Origin of the sequence: Virgibacillus byunsanensis, assembly GCF_042675965.1 — a bacterium.
GTDB classification, from domain to species: Bacteria; Bacillota; Bacilli; order Bacillales; family Amphibacillaceae; genus Virgibacillus_R; species Virgibacillus_R byunsanensis.
Window position 1 is genome coordinate 1 of the sequence record NZ_JBHTKJ010000044.1, and the last position, 19,555, is coordinate 19,555.

The following is a 19,555-nucleotide window of genomic DNA, read 5'->3' on the forward strand; positions in this document are numbered from 1 at the left end:
CATCTCCCCCTTATCGTTGAGCTAAAGCCCTTCCCGCGCTTGAAGAGGGAGTCTTCTGTCTGATGATGATAAATGTGAATTTAATACTGCAGGTGGCGGAAAAACCAATATGATTTACATGCTTATGAATCAGCACTTGACGATTATATAAGGCTTTCCTGGTTGCCTAAAGTTACGAACGGTTTTTCTTCGAGCAGAGTATTTTTATAATTTGTATCGCATATTGATGAAGTAGGTACCGATGATGCCTATGGTAAACGCTCTTTGTAACAACAATCATATGAAGAGTCTTTTTTTCGCTCTTTTTAAATCGGTTCAATGGAAAATCCATTATTTGCTGGATGAACCAGAGGCAGCACTAAGACAACTTTCGTTTCTAAAAATCTTACATGATTCAGCCTTATTAGGGGATAGTCAATTTGTTATCGCTACACATTCTCCAATTCTTTTAGGTTATCCCAACGCTGCAATCTATAGTTTTGATCATGATCAAATTACAGAGATAGATTATGAGAATACGGACCATTATCAAATAACAAAATATTTTTTACAAATTAGAGAAAAGTTTTTGCTAGAGATATTAGATGACTAACACAGAAGGAGGGTTAACGTGAATTATCTTCTTTTAATTTTAATAGCATTAATTATTTGTGTTATTGGGTTAATCTGGACCCTGATAGCTATGAATTCAGAAGATACTGCCTATAGTGGTAAAAAAAGTATGGCTAATCTTTCTTTAATTTATATGTTGTTTATTCCGGTGATTATTATAGGCGGAATTATAGCTTGGATTATGTTTTGAAAGGATCGAGAAGCAATTAATTGAAGCTTCAATGCCACAGAGTATCCAAATCTTCCTGAAACCAATTTGAGTAATAGACTTGAAATTCCAAGTGATAAATTAATAGAATTAGTTAAGCAAACTGTTTTCGTGGTTTCAAAAACGGAAACAAGACTTGTACTGACAGGGTTGAATTTTTCATTTCATAAAAATTCACTTAAGTGTGTAGCAACGGACTCTCATAGATTGGTATCAAGGGAACTTAAATTTAAACCTTATTAAGCTGTAAAAAGCAGACTTGTGGGATTAGGAGAGGACCAAATGTATAAGCTAACCTTTTCAGTAATTTTAACTATTTTTTTGGCGGGGTGTGGATTTAATCCATTAGATAGTGATATTGTTGTTGAGTCAAATGAAAACTTAACTAATGCCGGTATATTTTAGCAATTTTTAAAAAATGTAAAGGACGGTAAAGAAGATAAAATAAGGATTGTTAGTTACACAGAAGAAGGAGATCCGATACTTCAGGATGTTGAACATAACGGAGAGAAATTCACTGCCACAATGGATACTTCAAGAGAAGAGTTCGGTCAAGGTACAGTGAACACAATTACGTGTGATTCAATTGAGGACGAAAATATAGACGATAGAATGTTCTATTCCTTATCGGAGTGCAGTTCTCATCCAGTGGGTTCCATTTGGTCAAATCTTCTAGTGATTCCAAGGTAATTATTAAGCTCAAGGGTGTTTGGAGGGGGAAAGTTGCATTACATAATTTTAATAGCAATATTGTTACTACTTACTGTTGTTCTATTAACAAAAGAAAAAGAGAAGGAAAACTTTTTTTGGGGAAAGATTCTTATTTTATTTTCAACATTTCTGTTATCTTTGGAAATTGGCTTTGTTCGTATTCCTTTAGGAATTATAATTGCGTTCATACTCGTGATTAAGTTCTCCAAATATAACAGATCTTTAAAGCATTTAACTCTATTATTCTCGCTAGTTGGTTTTATGCTTATTCAATTTGTTCCATCGACAGAATTAAATGATGTCCTTTATTCAAAAGAAATTTATAATCAAATGGATAGATTTGAAACTATTGAGTATGTAAAAATCTTTTCAAATGATGCAGTAATTCAAGAAAAGATAAAAAAGTATGACGAGGATAGTACAGACATCATGTTTAAAACGTATATGTTAATGGAAAACGATATTTCCATTAAAGACAAAGACTGGTTATTATATGATTCTCATGATGAACTAAATTTTTATTGGCAATCACAAACGACTGAGTCGGAGAAAATAAGAACAAGCGAAACGAGTTCACGTTCATATGGGATAGCTTGGGAGGATTATATAAGGGACAATAATACTGGAGAAGAGTATATTGGCGTTTTCAAAAGAGAAAATGATGAAATATATGTAAAATTATGTAATTAAAGGAAAATTAAAAAGTGGCCAAGAACCGACGTTTTTATTCTAAATAGTTATGTGTCCATTGCGTTTACTGATCAGCAGCAAAATTCTTCTTGTAATTATTTTGTAGTCTGTATTAGAATATTGGAATTACGTGTTTACATTCCTATACTATAAAGTATATTATCTTATAAAGTAGACTACAATATAATTCCGACATGCAAGGAGACTATAAGGTGAATATATTCTCTAAATTATTTAAAGTAAGTTATTTATCAACCATCAGATTAATCGTATTGTTCTATATCATAGCTGTAATATTTTCGATGGTTTTACTGAGTATCCCTTTCTTTCATAATGAAGGGGTCGATTTATCCTTCATTGATATTTTGTTTACTTCTGTGAGCGCAATTAGTGTTACTGGATTAACGGTGGTTTCTACAGCGGATACGTTTAATGCTGCAGGAAGTATTGCACTTTCAGTAGTATTGCAATTTGGTGGAATTGGAATTATGACACTAGGTACGTTTATCTGGATAATTCTTGGCAAAAAAATCGGTTTGCGAGGCAGGCAGCTTATTCAGATTGATCAAAATAGAGCCACTTTAGGCGGTTTAGTTCAATTATTGCTAAAAATCCTTAAGATAATCTTATTAATTGAGTTATGCGGTACAATTATATTAAGTACATATTTCTTATCTTATTTTGACACATGGCAAGAAGCTTTACTACAAGGTTTTTTTGCGGCTGTCAGTGCTACGACAAATGCTGGTTTTGATATAACAGGTTCTTCATTAGTGCTTTTCGCGAATGATTATTTTGTGCAATTTATAAATATTATCTTATTAACATTGGGTGCTATTGGTTTTCCTGTGTTAATTGAACTTCAGGATTATTTAAGAGGAGATTATCGGGAAGGTAATCCAAAACACAGCTTTTCTTTGTTTACAAAACTTACAACCCTAACATTTTTTGCACTCATTTTAGTTGGGTGGATCTTAATATTAATATTGGAACATAATGCAGCTTTTTTTGCGGATAAAGCGTGGCATGAAAAGATGTTTTATAGTTTGTTTCAGTCAGTTACAACTCGAAATGGCGGTCTGGCAACAATGGATATAAGTGAATTTACATCACCCACATTAGTCATGATGTGTGTGTTGATGTTTATTGGTGCTTCTCCAAGTAGTGTTGGAGGTGGCATTAGGACAACCACTTTCGCCATAATGCTATTAGCCATTTATAATTACGCCAAAGGTAGGACAAGTATTAAAGTGTTTGGTAGAGAGCTTGTAGACGAAGATGTTATTCGATCTTTTATTGTCATCACAACTGCTGGGATGGTATGCATCATCTCGATAATAGTATTGCATTATATTGAACCATTTCCACTTTTACCAGTTGTTTTTGAGGTTTCTTCTGCTTTTGGAACTACTGGGCTGTCCATGGGTATTACACCTGAATTAAGTACAGCTGGGAAATGTGTGATTATTTTTCTGATGTTTGTAGGTAGGATTGGTATATTTTCATTTTTATTCCTTATCAGAGGTAAGGCAACAACAGATAAATACCATTATCCTAAGGAAAAAGTAATTATCGGATAAAAGAATATGATAAAAAAGTGTTCCCCCATAGTTAGAGGGTTAACTATGGGGGACCACTTAAAAGATTATTTAGGATTAATGGTTGCCATACCTTTTTTGGCATCTTCATTATTTGGAAACTAGGACTAGTAACTGGAGAGTTGATAGGAGTAATTTATTCCCTTTCTTTGATTTCTACCTAATTTGGTAGTATGTAAGGTGCAAGAAATATAACGATGTTAATATTTGACCATTGCTTTGGTAGTAGCTTACTAGCTAAGTTATCGGTAAATCAAAAATGGAAGAATATCGTTTGGGGAGCAACTATTATGTTAGCAATAGCTCCTTTCTTTTCTTGGTTACTGATCATCAGCCAATTTCTCGGAACTCCTTCTATTAATATACGAGTCCGATCTAACGGATTATTAAGAGACTTGTAAAGCGAGGTCTGGAGAAAAAGAGGGGAACACTCAATGAAAAGTGAAAATAACATACTTTGGGGAGGATTTTTCGGTTTTGTTATTGGTTTAGTAGTTTCTAAAGTTTATCAATCCTGGGCTATATTATACCGTGCAGAAGGAATGGAATTTAGTGGAGAAAGTGCGTGGAAAGATGGTATTTTGAGCACTCCACTGTGGGTTAGGGCAACTAAACATTCTCTTGGGTTTACCATTGTAGTAGTTTTTATTTTCATCATAATAGGTATCCAATTCACAAAATACTTATCCAGTAATATAAAAGAAAAAAGCTCAGAAAAATAACCGCATTTTAAAAGGGAAGATTATTTGATAATAATATCAAAAATTGTTTTATCTACTTATATGTTACTAACGAAAAACTTTGAGATGACTTTATTCAATCCCTTTTTATTAGGACTTTTTATGTTAGTAATAGGAATTGATGAATTCCAAAAAGGAAGAAAAAGCTATGGGTATATGAGTATAGCTGTTAGTTTATTTGCTTTCTTTGTTTCGCTGCAAGCTTTTTTCTTGAATTAATTGAGTACGAGATCTTAAGGGCGGTAGAGGGTAATATGAAAAAACGGATAGCAATACCAGATCTCTTATTCTAGTTTCAGGAGGTGCACAATGGAGATTTATAAATTTGATAAGGATAGTGGCCAGAAAATCTCTAATTTTATTTCAAATTTCATAATGACTCTATTCAAACGGACAAGGCAGCTAACATAGGATGTATGCACCTAGGTAATAATGGTATTGTAGGCTATCATCAAGCAGTAGTGTCGCAACTTCTGCTAATTTTAAATGGAGAAGGGTACGTCCGTAGCGAAAATAAAGAATACGTTAAAGTTCAGTCTGGGGATGCAAACTTTTGGGAAAAAGATGAATGGTACGAAACGAAGTCTGACAAAGGATTGACTGCTATTGTAATCGAAAGTGAAGAATTAAATGCATCATCAACTTTTTAGAATAGGATCGTCAATAATGGCGATCCTATTCGTTTGGACCAACTTACTGGATAAACATTTAGAAAAGATTAAGAAACTTATGCTGGTAACATACGTATTAAATAGTAAGAAACTTTTGCAATCAGCTGATTTTCCGACTATATTTTGTTAAGGGGGAGTTAATATTAAGGTTCTTGTACTTTTATTTGTTGCTGCTATTTGGATAATAATTGGTTATTTTTCTTTTAGAAACAATTCGAAAAAAGATAAAGAAAGCGCAATTGAAACCGACGATAATTTCAACAGAACATTTTATGGAAGCCCTACACTTGGGGGATTTGTAGTATTTGGATTAATTCTCTTGTTGATCGTTTATAATCTTTTATTCAGTTAGATTGTACACCTTTTGTTTAATAAGGATTATAACTTTTTAGTATTTTACAATGTCTAACAAATATTTTTCCCTTGCTATTGTATTATTTATTTTGTTAGCTTTTGCGAACACATTTAATGTTAGAAATAATGCGTCGCAATTAATTATTACTTTTGCTATTATAAAATTCCTAATGTAGGTATTTAAATCTATTAAAAAACTAAATAGACTTTAATTATAGAAGTGGAGCTACGATCTATAAAGGTGAGTTATTGATTTAAATAAGTTGAATAGTGGAATTAACGGGGGTGAACCTAATTAGGAAAGCAATTGCTTTAACTTCTCTTTTTGTTTTGATGTTTATATCGATGAATCAATTTCATAATTGCTCTTTTTAAAAATACAAAGACCTGCAGAATTTTAAAATTGTAGTTTTAAAAAATTCCTTTAAGCAGCTTGTTGCTGGTTTAACAGTGCATTAATACGATCTGCAGCCAATTTTGAAGCATTATAAATAAGCGTTACGATGTCAAAGTGAACTTTTGCGCGTTTTCCAGTTCGATAACGAACGTTGTTGAGTTGGAAAAATTCCTTGAGATATCCGTTGACACGTTCAACGGCGGAGCGACGTTTGAAAATGTTTTTCCATGCCTTTGAACCACGAGCAGGTGCTGTATATCTTCGAAGGTCTGATGTTATTTTTACTTTATAAACCTTTTGACAAATGCCCTCGTTAGCTAGAGGACAGTCATTGCACTCTTTTGGGCTTGTATATTTTAACGTTTCGTATTTGGCATCGAAACTATCATAACGGTAAGAATGCTCCCTGAAACAGGTCGGTGCAAAATGCTTATCAAAACCAATAGGCTCCCCTTCATTTTTCTTATTGTAAGCAATGACAGATTGGTTTCCCATTTGATGAACTTGCTCGTAAATAGGGTCATAGTCATAACCAGCGTCCATAGTTTGGTAGTTCAATGAAGATAAGGATATTTGTTCATCCACGCCCTTTAATAAGGGGATAGCTGCCTTTCCATCATTTAGACTGCCTGATGAGAAGAGAGACTGTAAAATGTATTGACTTGATGTGCCAACAGCTAAGTGACCTTTGTAGCCAAACCATGCGAGATTCTTTCCTTCGCTGTTCTTTTTCACACCCCACTTTGGGTCTTGAGGAACTTCAGCACGTAGTTTGGCTAAAGGCACATCCAGTTGAGCTTCAATTTTCTTTTCGAAAATGGGAAGGTTGGCTTCAAATTTCGCTTGTTCGATAAGCCATTGATCTCGCTCATCCTTGGATTTGCGTCCACGCTTTTTAGGTTCTATTTTTGGCTTTTCTTCCTTTGGTGGTGCCTGATCACGTGCTTCAAAGTGGGTTGCATCAATGGCGATGGTGTCATCAATTATAAAGCCTTCAGCAATTGCTTGAAGCACAACCTTTTCCTGCACTTTTTCTAAAATTTCAGTTTCACATAATTTCGTTAAGAGCCGAGAATAGGAAGCTTCTGAAGGTGTGTTGTCAGAAACAAGAAATCCGCAATTCAGCTTAAAGGCAATATCTTCATTTAGGCGCTTAATCAGGTCTTTTATTGTTGGGATACGTTCCACGTAACGAATAAAAATGGAAATAATCATTGCAGCGTAATTTAGTTCTTCTGGTGCGCCTAGTCGTGACTTTTTGGCTACTTCATGATAAATTTCATCCAAATCAATGGCCGAAATGATTGCTTCATAACGATGGGTAGGTTCCATCTCATATAGTTCTTGAATGCTAAATAAGCTAGGTTGTCGTATAATGGTCATAGGGAGTACTCCTCCAGTCTTTTTTTGGTTGTATGTCAACTACCATTATACAAGATTTGGGGAGGTACTTCCTTTTTTATGTTTCGAACCCATTGGGGCACAAGGGCTAGGAATTATGAAATTCACTCCGATGGAAGAAAAAAGTTCTGGGAATGAGCCATTTGAATTCGAAGTGAGGAAAAAGAAGAATGGTAATATGTTTTATTTTTCGGGTATCTCTGGCATTTACATTTTGAAAAGTCAAGGAGACTTATCTCTTTATGCAGAATATACTCATCATGAATTGATTAAAAATAATGTAATAGGAAAACATTGGTCGGATTGGACTTGGACATATAATTAAGCTAACGGATGCTTATCTTTAGTAGCGAATAACAACGTAGGTTACTTAAAAATGAGGGGTGATGAAAATTAAAAAAACGGCAATATTTACTGGGGTAACAGCAGGAATCTCAAGTATGGTTCTATGGATTATTATGAATTTCTATAATCCTTATAGCAGTATATTAGAATACGAACCGCTGGCAAGCACATTTTTTATGCTTTTTCTTCCTGCAGCCTTAGCAACCGTTGCTGCTTTAACATCTAAAAAGTTCTTCATGTTAATCACATTTTTATGGTCCTTGCCTTTAAGTCTGTATTTCCTTTTGACACCTGGGATTTTTGCCTTATTTGGAATCACCAGCTTTGCTTATTTGATTAGTTATCTATTTATGAGAGAAAAGAAGAGAAGTGTGCATACAAAAAATATTAATGCTCCCTTTTAGTTACTTAAAGGGAAAGGGAATCCTATCAATTTAGTATTCAGTGTACTATCTCCTTGACTTACTCATCTACAGTACCCAACGTCATTCCACCATCAACTACTATTTCTGTTCCCGTGCAATAAGAACTTTCATCAGAAGAAAGAAATGCTACAGCCCGAGCAATTTCAATCGGCTGTCCAATACGTCCTAGTGGTACTGACTCGTAATAAGCAGGTACATCTTTTCCTTGAGTTGCCATTTCAGTTTCGATTCCACCAGGATGAACCATATTCACTCGAATTCCTTTTGAACCTAATTCAATAGCTGCAGCTTTGGACATTGCAACCACAGATGCCTTTGTTGCCGCATATGCAGAGGATTTGCTTATTGGTGCAAATGCACTAATCGATACATTGTTTATAATGGAACCTTTTTGCTGCTTTTCCATTTGTGGAATAACTGCTTGCATCCCCATAAATACGCTAAGTTGGTTAACATGAATTAATTGTTCGTAATCATCCAATGTTGTCTCCGTGAATGGTTTACGTTTTAGAACTCCAGCATTATTGACTAACACATCTATCTTTTGAAATTTATTTATGATCACATCGACTGCAGATTTCCATTCTAATTGTCTTGTAACATCTAACTGAACTGGAATGGCGTGATCTTCTCCAATCGTCTTAGCCACTTCTATTGCATCATTATAGTTCCGAGCACCTACCCCTACCTTAGCCCCTAATGCAGCAAGGTGTTGAGCAATAGCTTTTCCCTGTCCCCGATTAGCCCCAGTAACAAGAATTACATGATTTTTTAAGTCCGGCATATACTCACTCCTTCATTCATTATACAAACACTGCTTATATGGCATTTTAACATGTAAATGACTTTTAAAGATTAACTTTCATTCACTTTAGTTAATATATACATTTAATTAAAATGATACTTATCATCTTTAATAAATGATATCCATAACTACTAAACAATTTTCTTTTATTTACGATTAAAGTATCTTAAAAAAGAGGAGATTTTGATTATGAAAAGAAGTTTAAGAGTAGGATGTTTCGTAGTTGCAGGAATAGTCACGGCCTATTTAATTGGTATGTTCACAGCACTTTGGTTTGATCAGTTGACTTGGATTTCTATTGGAATCGCAGCAATTGTAACGAATATGGCTGGTGCTTTAATAACTTTACAAGATAAATGTATCAGATATACCAGATAATTGGGTTTACAAACCAACTGGTGGAGGAGATGAAGAAGGGTTAACATTTCGTTTTTTTGGATTTCCTCTGTAAATGAAGTTGACCTTATATGGGGACATAGAGATTACTTAAATCATATTTTAACTTAATCCTTCTTCAACTGTAGGGTACTATTCTGAATAAGGAAATGCCCTCCTTGTTCCATTATCGATGCAGGATAGTGTTAAACAAATAATTCTTCGTTAAGCGGGAAATTATGAATAGTTTATTAAAATATTTTGGATGGTCACTAGGGTTAGCTCCATACGCAGGGTTGTTGAATAAGAATGAAGAAACAAAAAATACAGAGAGGGATTTAATATGATTAGTTGGCTTAATGTAGTCGTTAATTGATATTTAATAGATATTCCATTTCCTCTTCGGTTACATATTTCCATTTAATATCTTTAAACCGGTCCTTATCAATGGATTCAAGCAGTTTATCGATTTCGTCATAGGTTAGCTTCGTTGTTCGTTTATTCATGTATATATCACCTTACCCTTTCACTTAGAACATTCGATGAAGTTCTTCTGTATACGAGGGTCAGATAGCTCGAAGTTTGTGAAAAATTCATCTATTTAGAGTGAAGGGTAGTGATATTTATGACGATAAAAATCCCTGCCACAACTACAACTAATAATATAGCGTCTCAGAGAATTTTAGAAATAAACGAATTTGAGCATATAGAGTCCAGTGATGAAGAATTTGAAATGAACGGTCAAAAGGTAAAATTTATTTATTATACATGGAGCAGCCTTTCTTGAATAAGGCATTGTACGGCTATATCAGATTTAAAATGGGTGGTTGATTTTGTTTGAGGAAATTTTGATTGTTATATGTATTACCGCAATCATAATTTTCATTGGAGGTTTCGAAACTTAAAGTAATGTAGACGGGATCGTAAAAGAAGTACGGTCCCGTTTCTACCTACTTAAAGTTGTAACTAATCAAGTTGCGACTGTTTTCCTTTTAAATGAATAGCTTTTACCGGCATGATGATCGGGTAATTGACTACCTTCTCCAAACAAATTATCTCGTAATGTTTCCCCATCATATTCTCTTCTAACCAGACCTCTTTCTTGTAAAATAGGAACAACTAATTCAGCAAAATCTTTAAATGTACCGGGGGTAATTGCGTAGGCTATGTTAAAGCCATCAACCCCAGCTTCATCTACCCAACGTTCCATCTCGTCGGCGATTTGTTTAGGACTACCGACCATTTTTGTACCCATGCCACCAATTCCGACAGACTCTTTAATCTTATCCACTGTCCATTCTATATCCGGGTCAATTTTTGTGAAGTTTTCTAACGTGGACTGGATGGCATCGTTTTCTACATAACGAAGTTTTTCGTATGGGGCGTAACTGGATAAATCAACTCCGGTCCAACCACCAAACAATGCTAATGCTCCTTCATAGCTAATGTGTTTTTTCAATTCATTATATTTTTCAATCGCTTCTTGTTCCGTTTTACCGACTACTGGCGTGATCATGGTAAGGATTTTGACTTCCTCTGGAGATCTTCCTGTTTCTTTCGCCTCTGCACGTAATTTTGTAACCGATTGTTTCGCAGCATTTATGGTTGGTGCCCCGATAAATATACATTCGGCATTCTTACCAGCAAAAGCACGCCCTTTTTTAGAAGCTCCTGCTTGATAAAGTACTGGAGTTCTTTGTGGAGAAGGCTCACTTAAATGGGCGCCAGGTACTTTATAATATTTTCCTTCGTGATTAATATCATGGACTTTACTAGGATCTGTATAAATACCATTCTGTTTATCTAGTTGAACAGCATCATCTTCCCAGCTGCCCTCCCATAACTTATAGCAAACTTCTAAATACTCCCCGGCAATGTCATAGCGTTCATCATGTTTAATTTGGTTTTCTAATCCCACATTAACAGCAGCACTTTTTAGATAAGAAGTTACGATATTCCAGCCAATACGGCCGTTTGTCAAATGGTCTAAGGTAGAAATACGGCGAGCAAACGTGTATGGATGTTCATGGGTTACAGAAGCAGTAACCCCAAACCCCAAATGCTTGGTTACTGCTGACATTAATGGAACAACAAGTAATGGATCGTTAACAGGAGATTGTGCACCTTGACGGATAGCTGCATCTCGAGATCCTTGGTAAACATCGTATGTTCCTAATACATCTGCAAGAAATACAGCGTCAAATTGGCCTTTTTCTAAGATTTGTGCAAGCTCTATCCAATAGTCGCTATCCTTATAGCGGTGGGATTGATCTTCTGGATGTGTCCATAATCCTGGTGATTGATGTCCAGAACAGTTCATATCAAAAGCATTTAAATAAATTCTTTTCCTTGTCATAATAGTATCCCCTCTCCAAGAAGTACGTTATAAAACACGATCCTTCTGTCTATTTACGGTCTCGATAAAGTAATCAAGTTGTTTTCTTAGCCGTTCCAGAGTTTCAAGGTGAATAATGGGGTTATTCAGTTGGGTTTTATCTATTTGATCATCAAGTAAATAGACCCCTTTGAGGTTTTGACCTTTTAGTGTAGCTAATAAAGGTTTAAGCGTGTACTCGATCGCCAGTAAATGAGATTGGCTTCCACCTGTCATTAAAGGTAGCACTGGTGTACCCTGCAAAACATCAGGAGGGAGTATATCCAGTAATGCTTTTAACACTCCAGAATAAGCAGCTTTATAAACTGGTGAACCAACAATTACCCCTTTAGCTTCATGAATAAGGGAAGCGATGTCCTTAACGGCAGGGTCTTCAAACTCACCATAAAATAATGCGTCTTTAGGAATATTTCTAATGGATACATGTGTTACTGTAAAATCCTCATTTTTTAGAATGGAGCCAAGATATTTTAAGACTAAGTCTGATCTAGAACTTTTGGAAGGACTTCCGGATAATATAACTATTTCACTCATCATGATCACCCTTTCTAATCTAATTGGATACGGCCAACTTTTAAAAACCCTTTTCACATAAAATAAAAAACCCCCTATTCTCGAAAACGAGAAAAGAGGGTAACTCTAATAAATATCCGCTCTTATCTCCCAAGAAAATGTCTTGCTGGAGTTAGCACCTTTCTGAACACGTCAGAGGTTGCTGAAGCTTCAACGGGCCAGATCCCTCAGCTTCTCTTGATAAGAATATTAAATTTGATACTTATGATAATCCTAATAATTAGAAAAGTCAACCTATTTTTAAAAGTTTACCAATTTCCTAAAAAATAAAAGAATTTTAAGTAATTGCTTTTGAAAAAGTGTTTACACTATTTGGCTTGGTCAAAACTGATTATAGAGAGCACATTATGGATGCTTCTTTTTAGCCAGTTTTAACTTGTCATCAGCTTGTGGAGGCTTTTCCATCCAGCCATTCTTAATAAGTATATTGGCACCGTCTTCTGAAAATTGGCCAGTATCCTTAATAAACTCTGCATACTTAGCAGCTATATCTCTTCTTGGGAGAAAACCCCATTGCAACTCCGTAATTTCCAATGGCTGATGTTGCTATTCCAGTAATTAATGCCAGCATTAATTTCTCTGAAAAGGTTTTTCTAGTTGAGTCTAAAACGCCATGATCCCATGACACCGGGGTAGGGATGAATCCTTCAGTTAGTTTATCACTGATCTGAGCCATGATTGAATCAGATAGTTTAACGCCACTTAGAAAGTAATCAATTAATTGCTTATGTTGACTTACTTGACTGAACCCAATAAGTAATGATTTCCCTATCAATCATGATTAACTATTAGCGAAGGGATTAAGCTATGGAATGGAACTCTCTTTAAAGGTGTATAAATCTTACTAAAAGACTCATGTTAAATAAGGAGGTGGTTAAAATGGGAAAAGATCGTCAAGAAAAGAAGTTAAGAGAAAGTGGACGTGTGGAATCAGACCGCGATGTAGGTCTTCGCTATAAAGGATCAGCAAAAATGTCCAGCCCGGAAGAAGCCAGAAAGTTGAATGATGGTCAAAAGTAAAAAGGAAACCCAATAAGTATATATAAAAAGGCTGCGTTCATGTTGAACGCAACCTTTTTTTAGCTTTATTTTATTATAAATGTTTGGTTACATCTGCATCTTCACGCAGTTTTTTAATAAGCGCTTGAGCAGCTTCGGATTCTTTTTGTCTTTCAACTTGTGCTACTAGGTCTGGTTTCATTTCTTTAAAAGATGGTACTTCTTTTTTCTCGCCATCTTCACTTTGCTTATTCATTTGTTCTTGCTGTTGAGCGTACTGATCGTAAAGTTCTTGTAGCTCTTCTTCAGATGGCTCAATGTCTCCAGCCTCATTAGCAATAAGCTGATCTATTTTTACTTGCGTTTCGATCTGGGACATAACTTCTTTTTCAGACATACCTTGTTCTTCCAAAGCGGTGATGAACGCATCTGTTGATTCAATCTGATTTTGTTGTGCTAATTCGCTTAATGTTTGGTCTATTTCTTCTTGGGAAGCTTTCAAATCACTATTTTCTGCTTCCTGAATAAGAAGTCTCTGTCCAATCATGCTGTCTACAATCCGTCCTTTTAATTCTTCCTGGTTAACCTCTTGTCCAGTCATTTGTGATTGCATGGCAGCTTGTTGAAATTGCATTTGGTAAGTTGATTCAAATTCTTCTTTCGGTATTTCTTCACCATTTACTTCCGCAACAACTTCAGGTACTCCTTCTAAATCAGGCTTAGGCATTTCTGGTGCTGCCTCACTATCTCCAGCAGGTTCTTCCTCCTGCGTTTTGGAATCATCATTGTTATCTTCAGCAGATTCATCCTCATCTCCGCATGCAGCTAATACGAATACAAGTAAGGTGAGGGATAAACTTAAAAGCCATTTTTTACTCAAGGTTAGTCTCCTTTCAAATTTAACTAGTGGCTATTGTAACATATCATGATTGGTTGTACATCCATTTTCCACCGGTTACACATTTCTGCCACAAATGTATGGATCTAATGATGAAGTAAACACTATAAACGGATATTGCAAGTATTAGGGGGATCGTATGTTTTCTTTTCGAGGAGATGCACATAAACTTTATGTAACATTACGAGAGCAAAAGGGGCCTAATAAAAAATTAGAGGAAACAGCCGATATCAAAGGCTTCTATGAAACACTTGATAGTGATACGCTCCAACTAGTTCATTACCGAATGATAAAAGAGAAGAACGGAGTAGGTATTATCCTGATCTATGTCACATCTATTCCGTGGCTTTTGTTTTTATTTTCAAATAAGATGCAGGATGTGTTATTTAAAAACGGTATCATGCTTGGAAGTATTTTTATTTTGATATATCTTGTCCTTCTAACCATTAGTGTCATTTTCCATTTCAAAGAAAAAGCATGGTCAGCGTTCCATACTGAAATCATTAATGACATTTTAAAGGAAAGAGACAATACCTAAAGCCAGCTAAAAAGGTGTCAAATGGGGAATCAATCTATTACCAGGGCACCTTCTTTTCATTTTTAGTAAAGAGGGAGTATATAATTTGAAAGTTATGTATACTTATCTACAAAAAACGGCCACGTCCAGCGCAAGCACCTAGATACTCGAGACATAAGCAGTTCGACTTTGGTAAAGGATCCAAACTACGACCTGCTTATGCTTGTCGTGTCTTACAAGGCGCTTGCGCTTTTCTTTTTTAGTATATAGGAAAGTATAAAACTTTCTTATCTACATAAGTGCAACTAAGGCTTTCACCATTAAGGCTTGGTGATAAGCCAAGTTTTCTAATATTCTTTTTTTAATTTAGGAACGGATGTTTCATGTGATCATCCTTTGTGTAGGGATAGAGTACTGTAGTAATAAAGGCCATCATAACGAAAATCCCAGGTGTAACGCTCATCTTCCATTGGATGGTCGTCATTGTGGTTTTGCTTTTAACTTCGGCTACATATTCGGAAGTTTCAATAATGGACATTATTTAAATAAAATAACTGTACTCCTTTTCATACATTTATTGCCGGTAGCTTTAGTCTTTTGTCCGTGTGGGGACTTGTTGCACTGACTCCGATCAAGATTCTATTTCCAAAACTACCGAATAGCCATATTTCTTGCATCGTTACACACATAAACGCATGGATTTTAATATAATCCATGCGTTTTAATTTAGGTAGTAAAGATAGAAAGTTATGTATAAAAGGTTGTAGGTTTAAGTGCGTTCCATAAGAATCACACAATGGGGATAGAATTACTTGAAAAGCCTAAACCACTATACGATTGAGGCTACTAATTGATATGTTTCTTGATGGCGAATGCATTTTTGAGCCCTTAATGCTACAAATAATTTAATTTTCTAGTAAATTTCTATTTAATACATAGAATTGAATGAAGGTGAAAAACTATTCCTATCCCACTAAAAGGCAGGTTTTAAAAAATGGAAACAGAAGGCAATATTCGTTTAACATCTGTTGAGCTAACGAGCTTATGGCAAAATTATATGAATGACACGATGTCTATTTGTGTTTTAAATTATTTTTTAGAAGTAGTAGAAGATGAAGAAATTCATGTCGTTTTGGACCATGCACTAAGTATTGCTAAAGGACATGTGGAATTTGTTGAGAGGATATTTAACCGAGAAGATATACCTATTCCCATTGGATTCACTGATGACGACGTCAATTTAAAAGCGCCACGGCTGTATGAAGATACATTTTTCTTATATTATACGAAAATGATGTCCACAGGTGCTCTACCATATTACGGATCGATCCTTCCGAATTTAGTCAAGAAGGAAATACGGGAGTTCTTTACCAAATGTATATCAACCTCCACTGATCTGCTTAATGAATCAATAGAGTTATTAACAACAAAGGGCTTAATAGTACGTCCACCAAATATTAGTTATGAAAGGGATATAGAATACATACAAAAGCAACAATTTCTCGCAGGTTTGTTTGGCGAACAAAGACCGGTAACTGGTCAGGAAATATTGCATATATATGCGAATATAAAAACGACTACATTAGTTGAGGCGCTTACGCTAGGATTTGAACAAGTGGTTAAATCCCAACAAGTACGTAAACACATGGAAAGAGGAAGAAAGATTGCACAAAAACATCTGGAACATTTCACTAAAATCTTACATGGGGAAGACCTGCCGACTCCAATGACATGGGATCATACTGTCACGACATCGAATTCACCTCCGTTTTCAGATAGACTGATGATGTATCATATAGGTTTTCTCAGCTGTGCAGGGATAGGTGACTATGGAATGGCCATATCATTCACGCATCGTCGGGATATCTCTGGGCTTTATTTACGTGTTATGACAGAAGTTGGGCAATACGCTGAGGACGGGGCTAATATCATGATCGAGAATCAATGGATGGAGAAACCACCACATGCTCCTGACAGAGATGAATTGACAAAGAAAAAGAGCAGTCACATGTAGCGGTTGCTGCATGTGACTGCTTTTTTCTTTGTAGCTCTAATTATTTAGCAGACATTTCCCAAATGGCCGGATCTCCACCGAATGAAGCTATGTCTTCATAATGTATTTCCCAATTGCCATCTTGCTGAGGAACATCAAAGAAAAGTTTACCTCTTGCTTTCTTACCAGCATTGACTTCTGCAGAAAGAGCCATTTCATCGGATGGTAAAGCCCTTCCTAGTTCAAATTCATCCACCCCATACAACTTAAAGTCCATATCGCTAATGAATACCTGCTCGTCCGTTGTATTATCAATAGTGACGTCAAAAAAAACAGCATGATCCTCTTCTAAGGGCTCAAATTGATTAATTTCACCTTCAAATAATTGAGCCTCCGATACCGTGACTTTTACACCGTTAATGTCTAATGGCTCACCAGCCTGAGCAACATTATTACCTTGCTGTTCCTTTTCTTGATTGTTTTCCTCGTCATTTTCTTGATCATCCTGTACATCTTCTGTGTTTTCTACTTCCTGTTCTGTATCATCCTGCTCACCGGTTTCCTCAGGTGAACACCCGATTAAGAAACCAACTGCCAGTAGAGATATTCCTAATATTTTTAAAAAAATAGTCAATTTAATCTTCTCCAATCTTGTCTAAAATTCACCTTCAATAGTTTCGATCAATTCTTTCAGATCATTTTGGTCCATAAACTGTTCATCTTCACCGGATTCTTTCTCTGCTTCACCTTTCCGTATAGAGAAAATAATTTTCTCATCTTCATTAAATAAAACGTAAATGGTATCCTGCTCATCATTAGCATCGGTTACCTCAACTTTAACTACAGGCATTGTTTGACCTTCCTCTGAGATTTCAGTCATATTGACGGCTTCTATGTCAGAAAGTTGGTCTTCTGATTCTGATTTCATGGATGTGGCCCATAAAAATAATTCTTGGGCATCAGACATTACATGTTCTTCGATAAAGTTTTTAGCTGCATCAATCTTTTCTTCACTATCGATATTATACAAATAATCCACGAACGACTCGGATTTCTCTGCCATTTCAGCAGGTACTTCAGGCTCTACTTGTTGATCCTGGATATCATCGTCTGTTAGTTCAACCTCCTCTGGATTCTGATCCTCAGCACTCTCACAAGACACAAGCAACCCAAGTGAAAAGAAAGAAACGCCCAGCAGTTTTATCCATTTATTCATGATGTTGTCCCTCCTGGTTGTCGTTATAACTATTATTAGTAATGCTCGAAAAATTATTTATTTTATTCAGAGATATGCAACGGTACAGGTTTCGTTATAAAATTAAAAGATTGGTAAACCTTATGTCTTTTTATATTCAATCTTTTGCTAAAATAAATATAACATTGCGAAATTATAAAAGGGGATCATATGAAAAGACGGAGGAGGGGTTAAATTGCCTTTAAAAGTAGGAGATATCATAATATTTGAACGGTCTTTTACGAAAAGGGATGTTGAATTATTCACGGAGATTTCAGGTGATGAAGGAAACCATCATAAAACTCCAGATGAACTGGGGAAGCTTGTCGTACAAGGGTTATTAACGGCGACGCTTCCTACAAAAATAGGAGGAGACTATGATGTACTGGCTCGTAATATGAATTTTGAGTTTTTAAGACCTGTATTTACTGGAGATACAATCATTTGTGAAGTTATCATTGAAAAATACGAAAAGCAAGAAAAGAATAGAACATTTATAAGAGCACCTTCTTATGCAAAAACCAGCATGAAAAAATAGTTTTAAAAGGTGATTTTTTGGTGTAATCCTTTAATTTCCAGTGTATAGGAAATAGTGGAATGATTATGGAATTGAGATTATAAAACGAAACTGGGTACTTTCCTTGAATAGGGAACTGCACTCTTTGGTCCACTACAGACACAGAAGAGTTTAAGAAAGGGGTATGATACTTTGAGAAAGGTCGAAGTTTGTTCATATAACGAAAAGTGGCCGTTAATGTTTGCAGAAGAAGTTAAAAAAATTAAACTCATCTATGGAAATGAAATTATAGATATTCATCATATCGGTAGTACATCAGTTCCAGGGTTAAAAGCCAAACCAATAATAGATATTATGCCTATTGTTAAGGACATTGAACACGTTGACAAATACAATCAAGATATGAAAAACATTGGATATGAACCTAAAGGTGAGAACGGAATACCAAAACGAAGATATTTTCAAAAAGGTGGAGATGTTCGCTCCCATCACGTTCATATTTATCAGGTTAGAAGTTATGAAATAAAGCGACATTTGGCTTTTCGAGATTACTTACGAAAACATCAAGATGTAATGAATAGTTATGGTGAGTGGAAAGAAAAATTGGCACAACAATTTCCCTGCGATATTGAATCGTATATAACTGGTAAGGACCGTCTTGCTAAAGAATTAGAAGTAAAAGCATTGAACTGGTATAACAAAATTAGAAAAAATTCTGTAAATACTAGTCAATAATCTAAAGTTTATTGAAGGAAAGGGGGCGATTGTTTAACAAGAGCAATCACGTTTTGTGCTAAAGCACCCTTAATTGAAGAAGGGAGGATATTTATATCCCCAAAAAAATAATGTTTATTTTTTTTATTCCTTATTAGGGCTTTCTTCAAAAAATTGGACGAGGCTGGCTATACAATATGCAGTCTCCTTTCCAATAAGATGTTCAATACCTTCTACTTCCTTTTGGTGTAAGAAAAAGACCGCGGTATTTTTCAGCAGATAAGAAAGTATAAATCTTTCTTATCTGCATAAGTGAAACTAAGGCTTCCGGAGCGACCGAGCATAGGTCGTGTAATTTAGCAGGTGCGAATCCTGCTTGACAA

25 protein-coding genes, 3 pseudogenes and 1 riboswitch are annotated in these 19,555 nt (G+C 35.4%); of the genes and pseudogenes, 18 read left to right on the forward strand and 10 right to left on the reverse strand.

Annotated elements, in window-relative coordinates; translation table 11 throughout:
• Positions 1-67 precede the first annotated feature (67 nt).
• The 10 genes and pseudogenes from ACFQ3N_RS14930 to ACFQ3N_RS14975 all read left to right on the forward strand — a co-directional run.
• Positions 68-592: pseudogene (locus ACFQ3N_RS14930) on the forward strand (AAA family ATPase); the annotation flags it as partial.
• An 18-nt stretch (positions 593-610) separates the two neighbouring features.
• A complete protein-coding gene (locus tag ACFQ3N_RS14935) occupies positions 611-802 on the forward strand; it encodes a BshB3 potential contributor to bacillithiol synthesis (protein WP_390363340.1) in 192 nt (63 codons plus the stop codon).
• A 66-nt stretch (positions 803-868) separates the two neighbouring features.
• Positions 869-1,063: a DNA polymerase III subunit beta family protein gene (locus ACFQ3N_RS14940; protein ID WP_390363341.1), complete on the forward strand. Its 195-nt coding sequence runs from the start codon at positions 869-871 to the stop codon at positions 1,061-1,063.
• Positions 1,064-1,102: 39 nt separating this feature from the next.
• A complete protein-coding gene (locus tag ACFQ3N_RS14945) occupies positions 1,103-1,225 on the forward strand; it encodes a hypothetical protein (RefSeq protein ID WP_390363342.1) in 123 nt (40 codons plus the stop codon).
• Positions 1,226-1,237: 12 nt separating this feature from the next.
• Positions 1,238-1,510 (forward strand): annotated as a pseudogene (locus ACFQ3N_RS14950) (DUF4362 domain-containing protein); the annotation flags it as partial.
• A gap of 33 nt (positions 1,511-1,543) precedes the next feature.
• Positions 1,544-2,221 (forward strand): hypothetical protein, encoded by a 678-nt coding sequence (locus ACFQ3N_RS14955; protein WP_390363343.1) that lies wholly within the window; start codon positions 1,544-1,546, stop codon positions 2,219-2,221.
• Positions 2,222-2,415: 194 nt separating this feature from the next.
• Entirely contained in the window at positions 2,416-3,801 is a 1,386-nt protein-coding gene (locus ACFQ3N_RS14960) for a TrkH family potassium uptake protein (RefSeq protein ID WP_390363344.1), read from the forward strand.
• 452 nt (positions 3,802-4,253) lie between these two features.
• Positions 4,254-4,541 (forward strand): hypothetical protein, encoded by a 288-nt coding sequence (locus tag ACFQ3N_RS14965; protein ID WP_390363345.1) that lies wholly within the window; start codon positions 4,254-4,256, stop codon positions 4,539-4,541.
• A gap of 84 nt (positions 4,542-4,625) precedes the next feature.
• The gene (locus ACFQ3N_RS14970) at positions 4,626-4,778 is read left to right on the forward strand and encodes a YczI family protein (RefSeq protein WP_390363364.1); all 153 of its coding nucleotides are present in this window, start codon (positions 4,626-4,628) and stop codon (positions 4,776-4,778) included.
• Between the two features lie 197 nt (positions 4,779-4,975).
• Positions 4,976-5,209 carry a hypothetical protein gene (locus tag ACFQ3N_RS14975; RefSeq protein ID WP_390363346.1) on the forward strand — a complete coding sequence of 78 codons (234 nt, stop codon included), beginning with the start codon at positions 4,976-4,978 and terminating at the stop codon, positions 5,207-5,209.
• A gap of 799 nt (positions 5,210-6,008) precedes the next feature.
• Here ACFQ3N_RS14975 and ACFQ3N_RS14980 read toward each other — a convergent pair.
• Positions 6,009-7,364 (reverse strand): IS1182 family transposase, encoded by a 1,356-nt coding sequence (locus tag ACFQ3N_RS14980; RefSeq protein ID WP_390363347.1) that lies wholly within the window; start codon positions 7,362-7,364, stop codon positions 6,009-6,011.
• A 115-nt stretch (positions 7,365-7,479) separates the two neighbouring features.
• Between ACFQ3N_RS14980 and ACFQ3N_RS14985 the strand changes: the two genes are divergently transcribed.
• Together ACFQ3N_RS14985 and ACFQ3N_RS14990 are read left to right on the forward strand one after the other, a co-directional pair.
• A complete protein-coding gene (locus ACFQ3N_RS14985; RefSeq protein ID WP_390363348.1) occupies positions 7,480-7,707 on the forward strand; it encodes a hypothetical protein in 228 nt (75 codons plus the stop codon).
• Between the two features lie 61 nt (positions 7,708-7,768).
• Positions 7,769-8,131: a hypothetical protein gene (locus tag ACFQ3N_RS14990; protein WP_390363349.1), complete on the forward strand. Its 363-nt coding sequence runs from the start codon at positions 7,769-7,771 to the stop codon at positions 8,129-8,131.
• A 58-nt stretch (positions 8,132-8,189) separates the two neighbouring features.
• Here ACFQ3N_RS14990 and ACFQ3N_RS14995 read toward each other — a convergent pair whose 3' ends face one another.
• A complete protein-coding gene (locus ACFQ3N_RS14995; RefSeq protein WP_390363350.1) occupies positions 8,190-8,936 on the reverse strand; it encodes an SDR family NAD(P)-dependent oxidoreductase in 747 nt (248 codons plus the stop codon).
• Positions 8,937-9,146: 210 nt separating this feature from the next.
• Here ACFQ3N_RS14995 and ACFQ3N_RS15000 point away from each other — a divergent pair, with 210 nt between their 5' ends.
• Positions 9,147-9,335, forward strand: coding sequence for a hypothetical protein (locus tag ACFQ3N_RS15000; RefSeq protein WP_390363351.1), 189 nt, complete (start codon positions 9,147-9,149; stop codon positions 9,333-9,335).
• A 365-nt stretch (positions 9,336-9,700) separates the two neighbouring features.
• Here the strand turns inward: ACFQ3N_RS15000 and ACFQ3N_RS15005 are convergent, their stop codons facing one another.
• From ACFQ3N_RS15005 to ACFQ3N_RS15025, 5 genes are all read right to left on the reverse strand, one after another.
• Positions 9,701-9,838, reverse strand: coding sequence for a hypothetical protein (locus ACFQ3N_RS15005; RefSeq protein ID WP_390363352.1), 138 nt, complete (start codon positions 9,836-9,838; stop codon positions 9,701-9,703).
• A gap of 464 nt (positions 9,839-10,302) precedes the next feature.
• Positions 10,303-11,688, reverse strand: coding sequence for an LLM class flavin-dependent oxidoreductase (locus ACFQ3N_RS15010; protein WP_390363353.1), 1,386 nt, complete (start codon positions 11,686-11,688; stop codon positions 10,303-10,305).
• A gap of 27 nt (positions 11,689-11,715) precedes the next feature.
• Entirely contained in the window at positions 11,716-12,261 is a 546-nt protein-coding gene (ssuE, locus tag ACFQ3N_RS15015) for an NADPH-dependent FMN reductase (RefSeq protein ID WP_390363354.1), read from the reverse strand.
• A gap of 119 nt (positions 12,262-12,380) precedes the next feature.
• A riboswitch (SAM riboswitch) is annotated at positions 12,381-12,487 on the reverse strand.
• Positions 12,488-12,645: 158 nt separating this feature from the next.
• Positions 12,646-12,819 (reverse strand): DUF3231 family protein, encoded by a 174-nt coding sequence (locus ACFQ3N_RS15020; protein WP_390363355.1) that lies wholly within the window; start codon positions 12,817-12,819, stop codon positions 12,646-12,648.
• Entirely contained in the window at positions 12,779-13,075 is a 297-nt protein-coding gene (locus ACFQ3N_RS15025) for a DUF3231 family protein (protein ID WP_390363356.1), read from the reverse strand. The genes ACFQ3N_RS15020 and ACFQ3N_RS15025 overlap by 41 nt, the downstream gene beginning before the upstream one ends.
• Before the next feature lie 104 nt (positions 13,076-13,179).
• Here ACFQ3N_RS15025 and ACFQ3N_RS15030 point away from each other — a divergent pair, with 104 nt between their 5' ends.
• The gene (locus ACFQ3N_RS15030) at positions 13,180-13,320 is read left to right on the forward strand and encodes a YpzI family protein (RefSeq protein WP_390363357.1); all 141 of its coding nucleotides are present in this window, start codon (positions 13,180-13,182) and stop codon (positions 13,318-13,320) included.
• A 73-nt stretch (positions 13,321-13,393) separates the two neighbouring features.
• Here ACFQ3N_RS15030 and ACFQ3N_RS15035 read toward each other — a convergent pair whose 3' ends face one another.
• On the reverse strand, positions 13,394-14,179 hold the full coding sequence (locus tag ACFQ3N_RS15035) for a SurA N-terminal domain-containing protein (protein ID WP_390363358.1): 786 nt from the start codon (positions 14,177-14,179) through the stop codon (positions 13,394-13,396).
• 157 nt (positions 14,180-14,336) lie between these two features.
• Between ACFQ3N_RS15035 and ACFQ3N_RS15040 the strand changes: the two genes are divergently transcribed.
• Together ACFQ3N_RS15040 and ACFQ3N_RS15045 are read left to right on the forward strand one after the other, a co-directional pair.
• Positions 14,337-14,735 (forward strand): hypothetical protein, encoded by a 399-nt coding sequence (locus ACFQ3N_RS15040; protein ID WP_390363359.1) that lies wholly within the window; start codon positions 14,337-14,339, stop codon positions 14,733-14,735.
• 973 nt (positions 14,736-15,708) lie between these two features.
• A complete protein-coding gene (locus tag ACFQ3N_RS15045; protein WP_390363360.1) occupies positions 15,709-16,728 on the forward strand; it encodes a DUF3231 family protein in 1,020 nt (339 codons plus the stop codon).
• Positions 16,729-16,768: 40 nt separating this feature from the next.
• Here the strand turns inward: ACFQ3N_RS15045 and ACFQ3N_RS15050 are convergent, their stop codons facing one another.
• Together ACFQ3N_RS15050 and ACFQ3N_RS15055 are read right to left on the reverse strand one after the other, a co-directional pair.
• A complete protein-coding gene (locus tag ACFQ3N_RS15050; protein WP_390363361.1) occupies positions 16,769-17,341 on the reverse strand; it encodes a DUF4352 domain-containing protein in 573 nt (190 codons plus the stop codon).
• A gap of 21 nt (positions 17,342-17,362) precedes the next feature.
• Positions 17,363-17,923, reverse strand: coding sequence for a hypothetical protein (locus ACFQ3N_RS15055; protein ID WP_390363362.1), 561 nt, complete (start codon positions 17,921-17,923; stop codon positions 17,363-17,365).
• 214 nt (positions 17,924-18,137) lie between these two features.
• Here ACFQ3N_RS15055 and ACFQ3N_RS15060 point away from each other — a divergent pair.
• Together ACFQ3N_RS15060 and ACFQ3N_RS15065 are read left to right on the forward strand one after the other, a co-directional pair.
• Positions 18,138-18,505 (forward strand): annotated as a pseudogene (locus tag ACFQ3N_RS15060) (hotdog domain-containing protein).
• 145 nt (positions 18,506-18,650) lie between these two features.
• Positions 18,651-19,193 carry a GrpB family protein gene (locus tag ACFQ3N_RS15065; RefSeq protein WP_390363363.1) on the forward strand — a complete coding sequence of 181 codons (543 nt, stop codon included), beginning with the start codon at positions 18,651-18,653 and terminating at the stop codon, positions 19,191-19,193.
• The last annotated feature ends 362 nt before the right edge of the window (positions 19,194-19,555 follow it).

Bases quoted from the DNA above. Each gene is read 5' to 3' on its own strand.
- ACFQ3N_RS14960 (WP_390363344.1), top strand. From the start codon at position 2,416: ATGCAAGGAGACTATAAGGTGAATATATTCTCTAAATTATTTAAAGTA.
- ACFQ3N_RS14985 (WP_390363348.1), top strand. From the start codon at position 7,480: ATGAAATTCACTCCGATGGAAGAAAAAAGTTCTGGGAATGAGCCATTT.
- ACFQ3N_RS15000 (WP_390363351.1), top strand. From the start codon at position 9,147: ATGAAAAGAAGTTTAAGAGTAGGATGTTTCGTAGTTGCAGGAATAGTC.
- ACFQ3N_RS15045 (WP_390363360.1), top strand. From the start codon at position 15,709: ATGGAAACAGAAGGCAATATTCGTTTAACATCTGTTGAGCTAACGAGC.
- ACFQ3N_RS14965 (WP_390363345.1), top strand. From the start codon at position 4,254: ATGAAAAGTGAAAATAACATACTTTGGGGAGGATTTTTCGGTTTTGTT.
- ACFQ3N_RS15030 (WP_390363357.1), top strand. From the start codon at position 13,180: ATGGGAAAAGATCGTCAAGAAAAGAAGTTAAGAGAAAGTGGACGTGTG.
- ACFQ3N_RS14990 (WP_390363349.1), top strand. From the start codon at position 7,769: ATGAAAATTAAAAAAACGGCAATATTTACTGGGGTAACAGCAGGAATC.
- ACFQ3N_RS14980 (WP_390363347.1), bottom strand. From the start codon at position 7,364: ATGACCATTATACGACAACCTAGCTTATTTAGCATTCAAGAACTATAT.
- ACFQ3N_RS15040 (WP_390363359.1), top strand. From the start codon at position 14,337: ATGTTTTCTTTTCGAGGAGATGCACATAAACTTTATGTAACATTACGA.
- ACFQ3N_RS14945 (WP_390363342.1), top strand. From the start codon at position 1,103: ATGTATAAGCTAACCTTTTCAGTAATTTTAACTATTTTTTTGGCGGGG.
- ACFQ3N_RS15010 (WP_390363353.1), bottom strand. From the start codon at position 11,688: ATGACAAGGAAAAGAATTTATTTAAATGCTTTTGATATGAACTGTTCT.
- ACFQ3N_RS14970 (WP_390363364.1), top strand. From the start codon at position 4,626: ATGACTTTATTCAATCCCTTTTTATTAGGACTTTTTATGTTAGTAATA.
- ACFQ3N_RS14975 (WP_390363346.1), top strand. From the start codon at position 4,976: ATGCACCTAGGTAATAATGGTATTGTAGGCTATCATCAAGCAGTAGTG.
- ssuE (WP_390363354.1), bottom strand. From the start codon at position 12,261: ATGAGTGAAATAGTTATATTATCCGGAAGTCCTTCCAAAAGTTCTAGA.
- ACFQ3N_RS15055 (WP_390363362.1), bottom strand. From the start codon at position 17,923: ATGAATAAATGGATAAAACTGCTGGGCGTTTCTTTCTTTTCACTTGGG.
- ACFQ3N_RS14995 (WP_390363350.1), bottom strand. From the start codon at position 8,936: ATGCCGGACTTAAAAAATCATGTAATTCTTGTTACTGGGGCTAATCGG.
- ACFQ3N_RS15005 (WP_390363352.1), bottom strand. From the start codon at position 9,838: ATGAATAAACGAACAACGAAGCTAACCTATGACGAAATCGATAAACTG.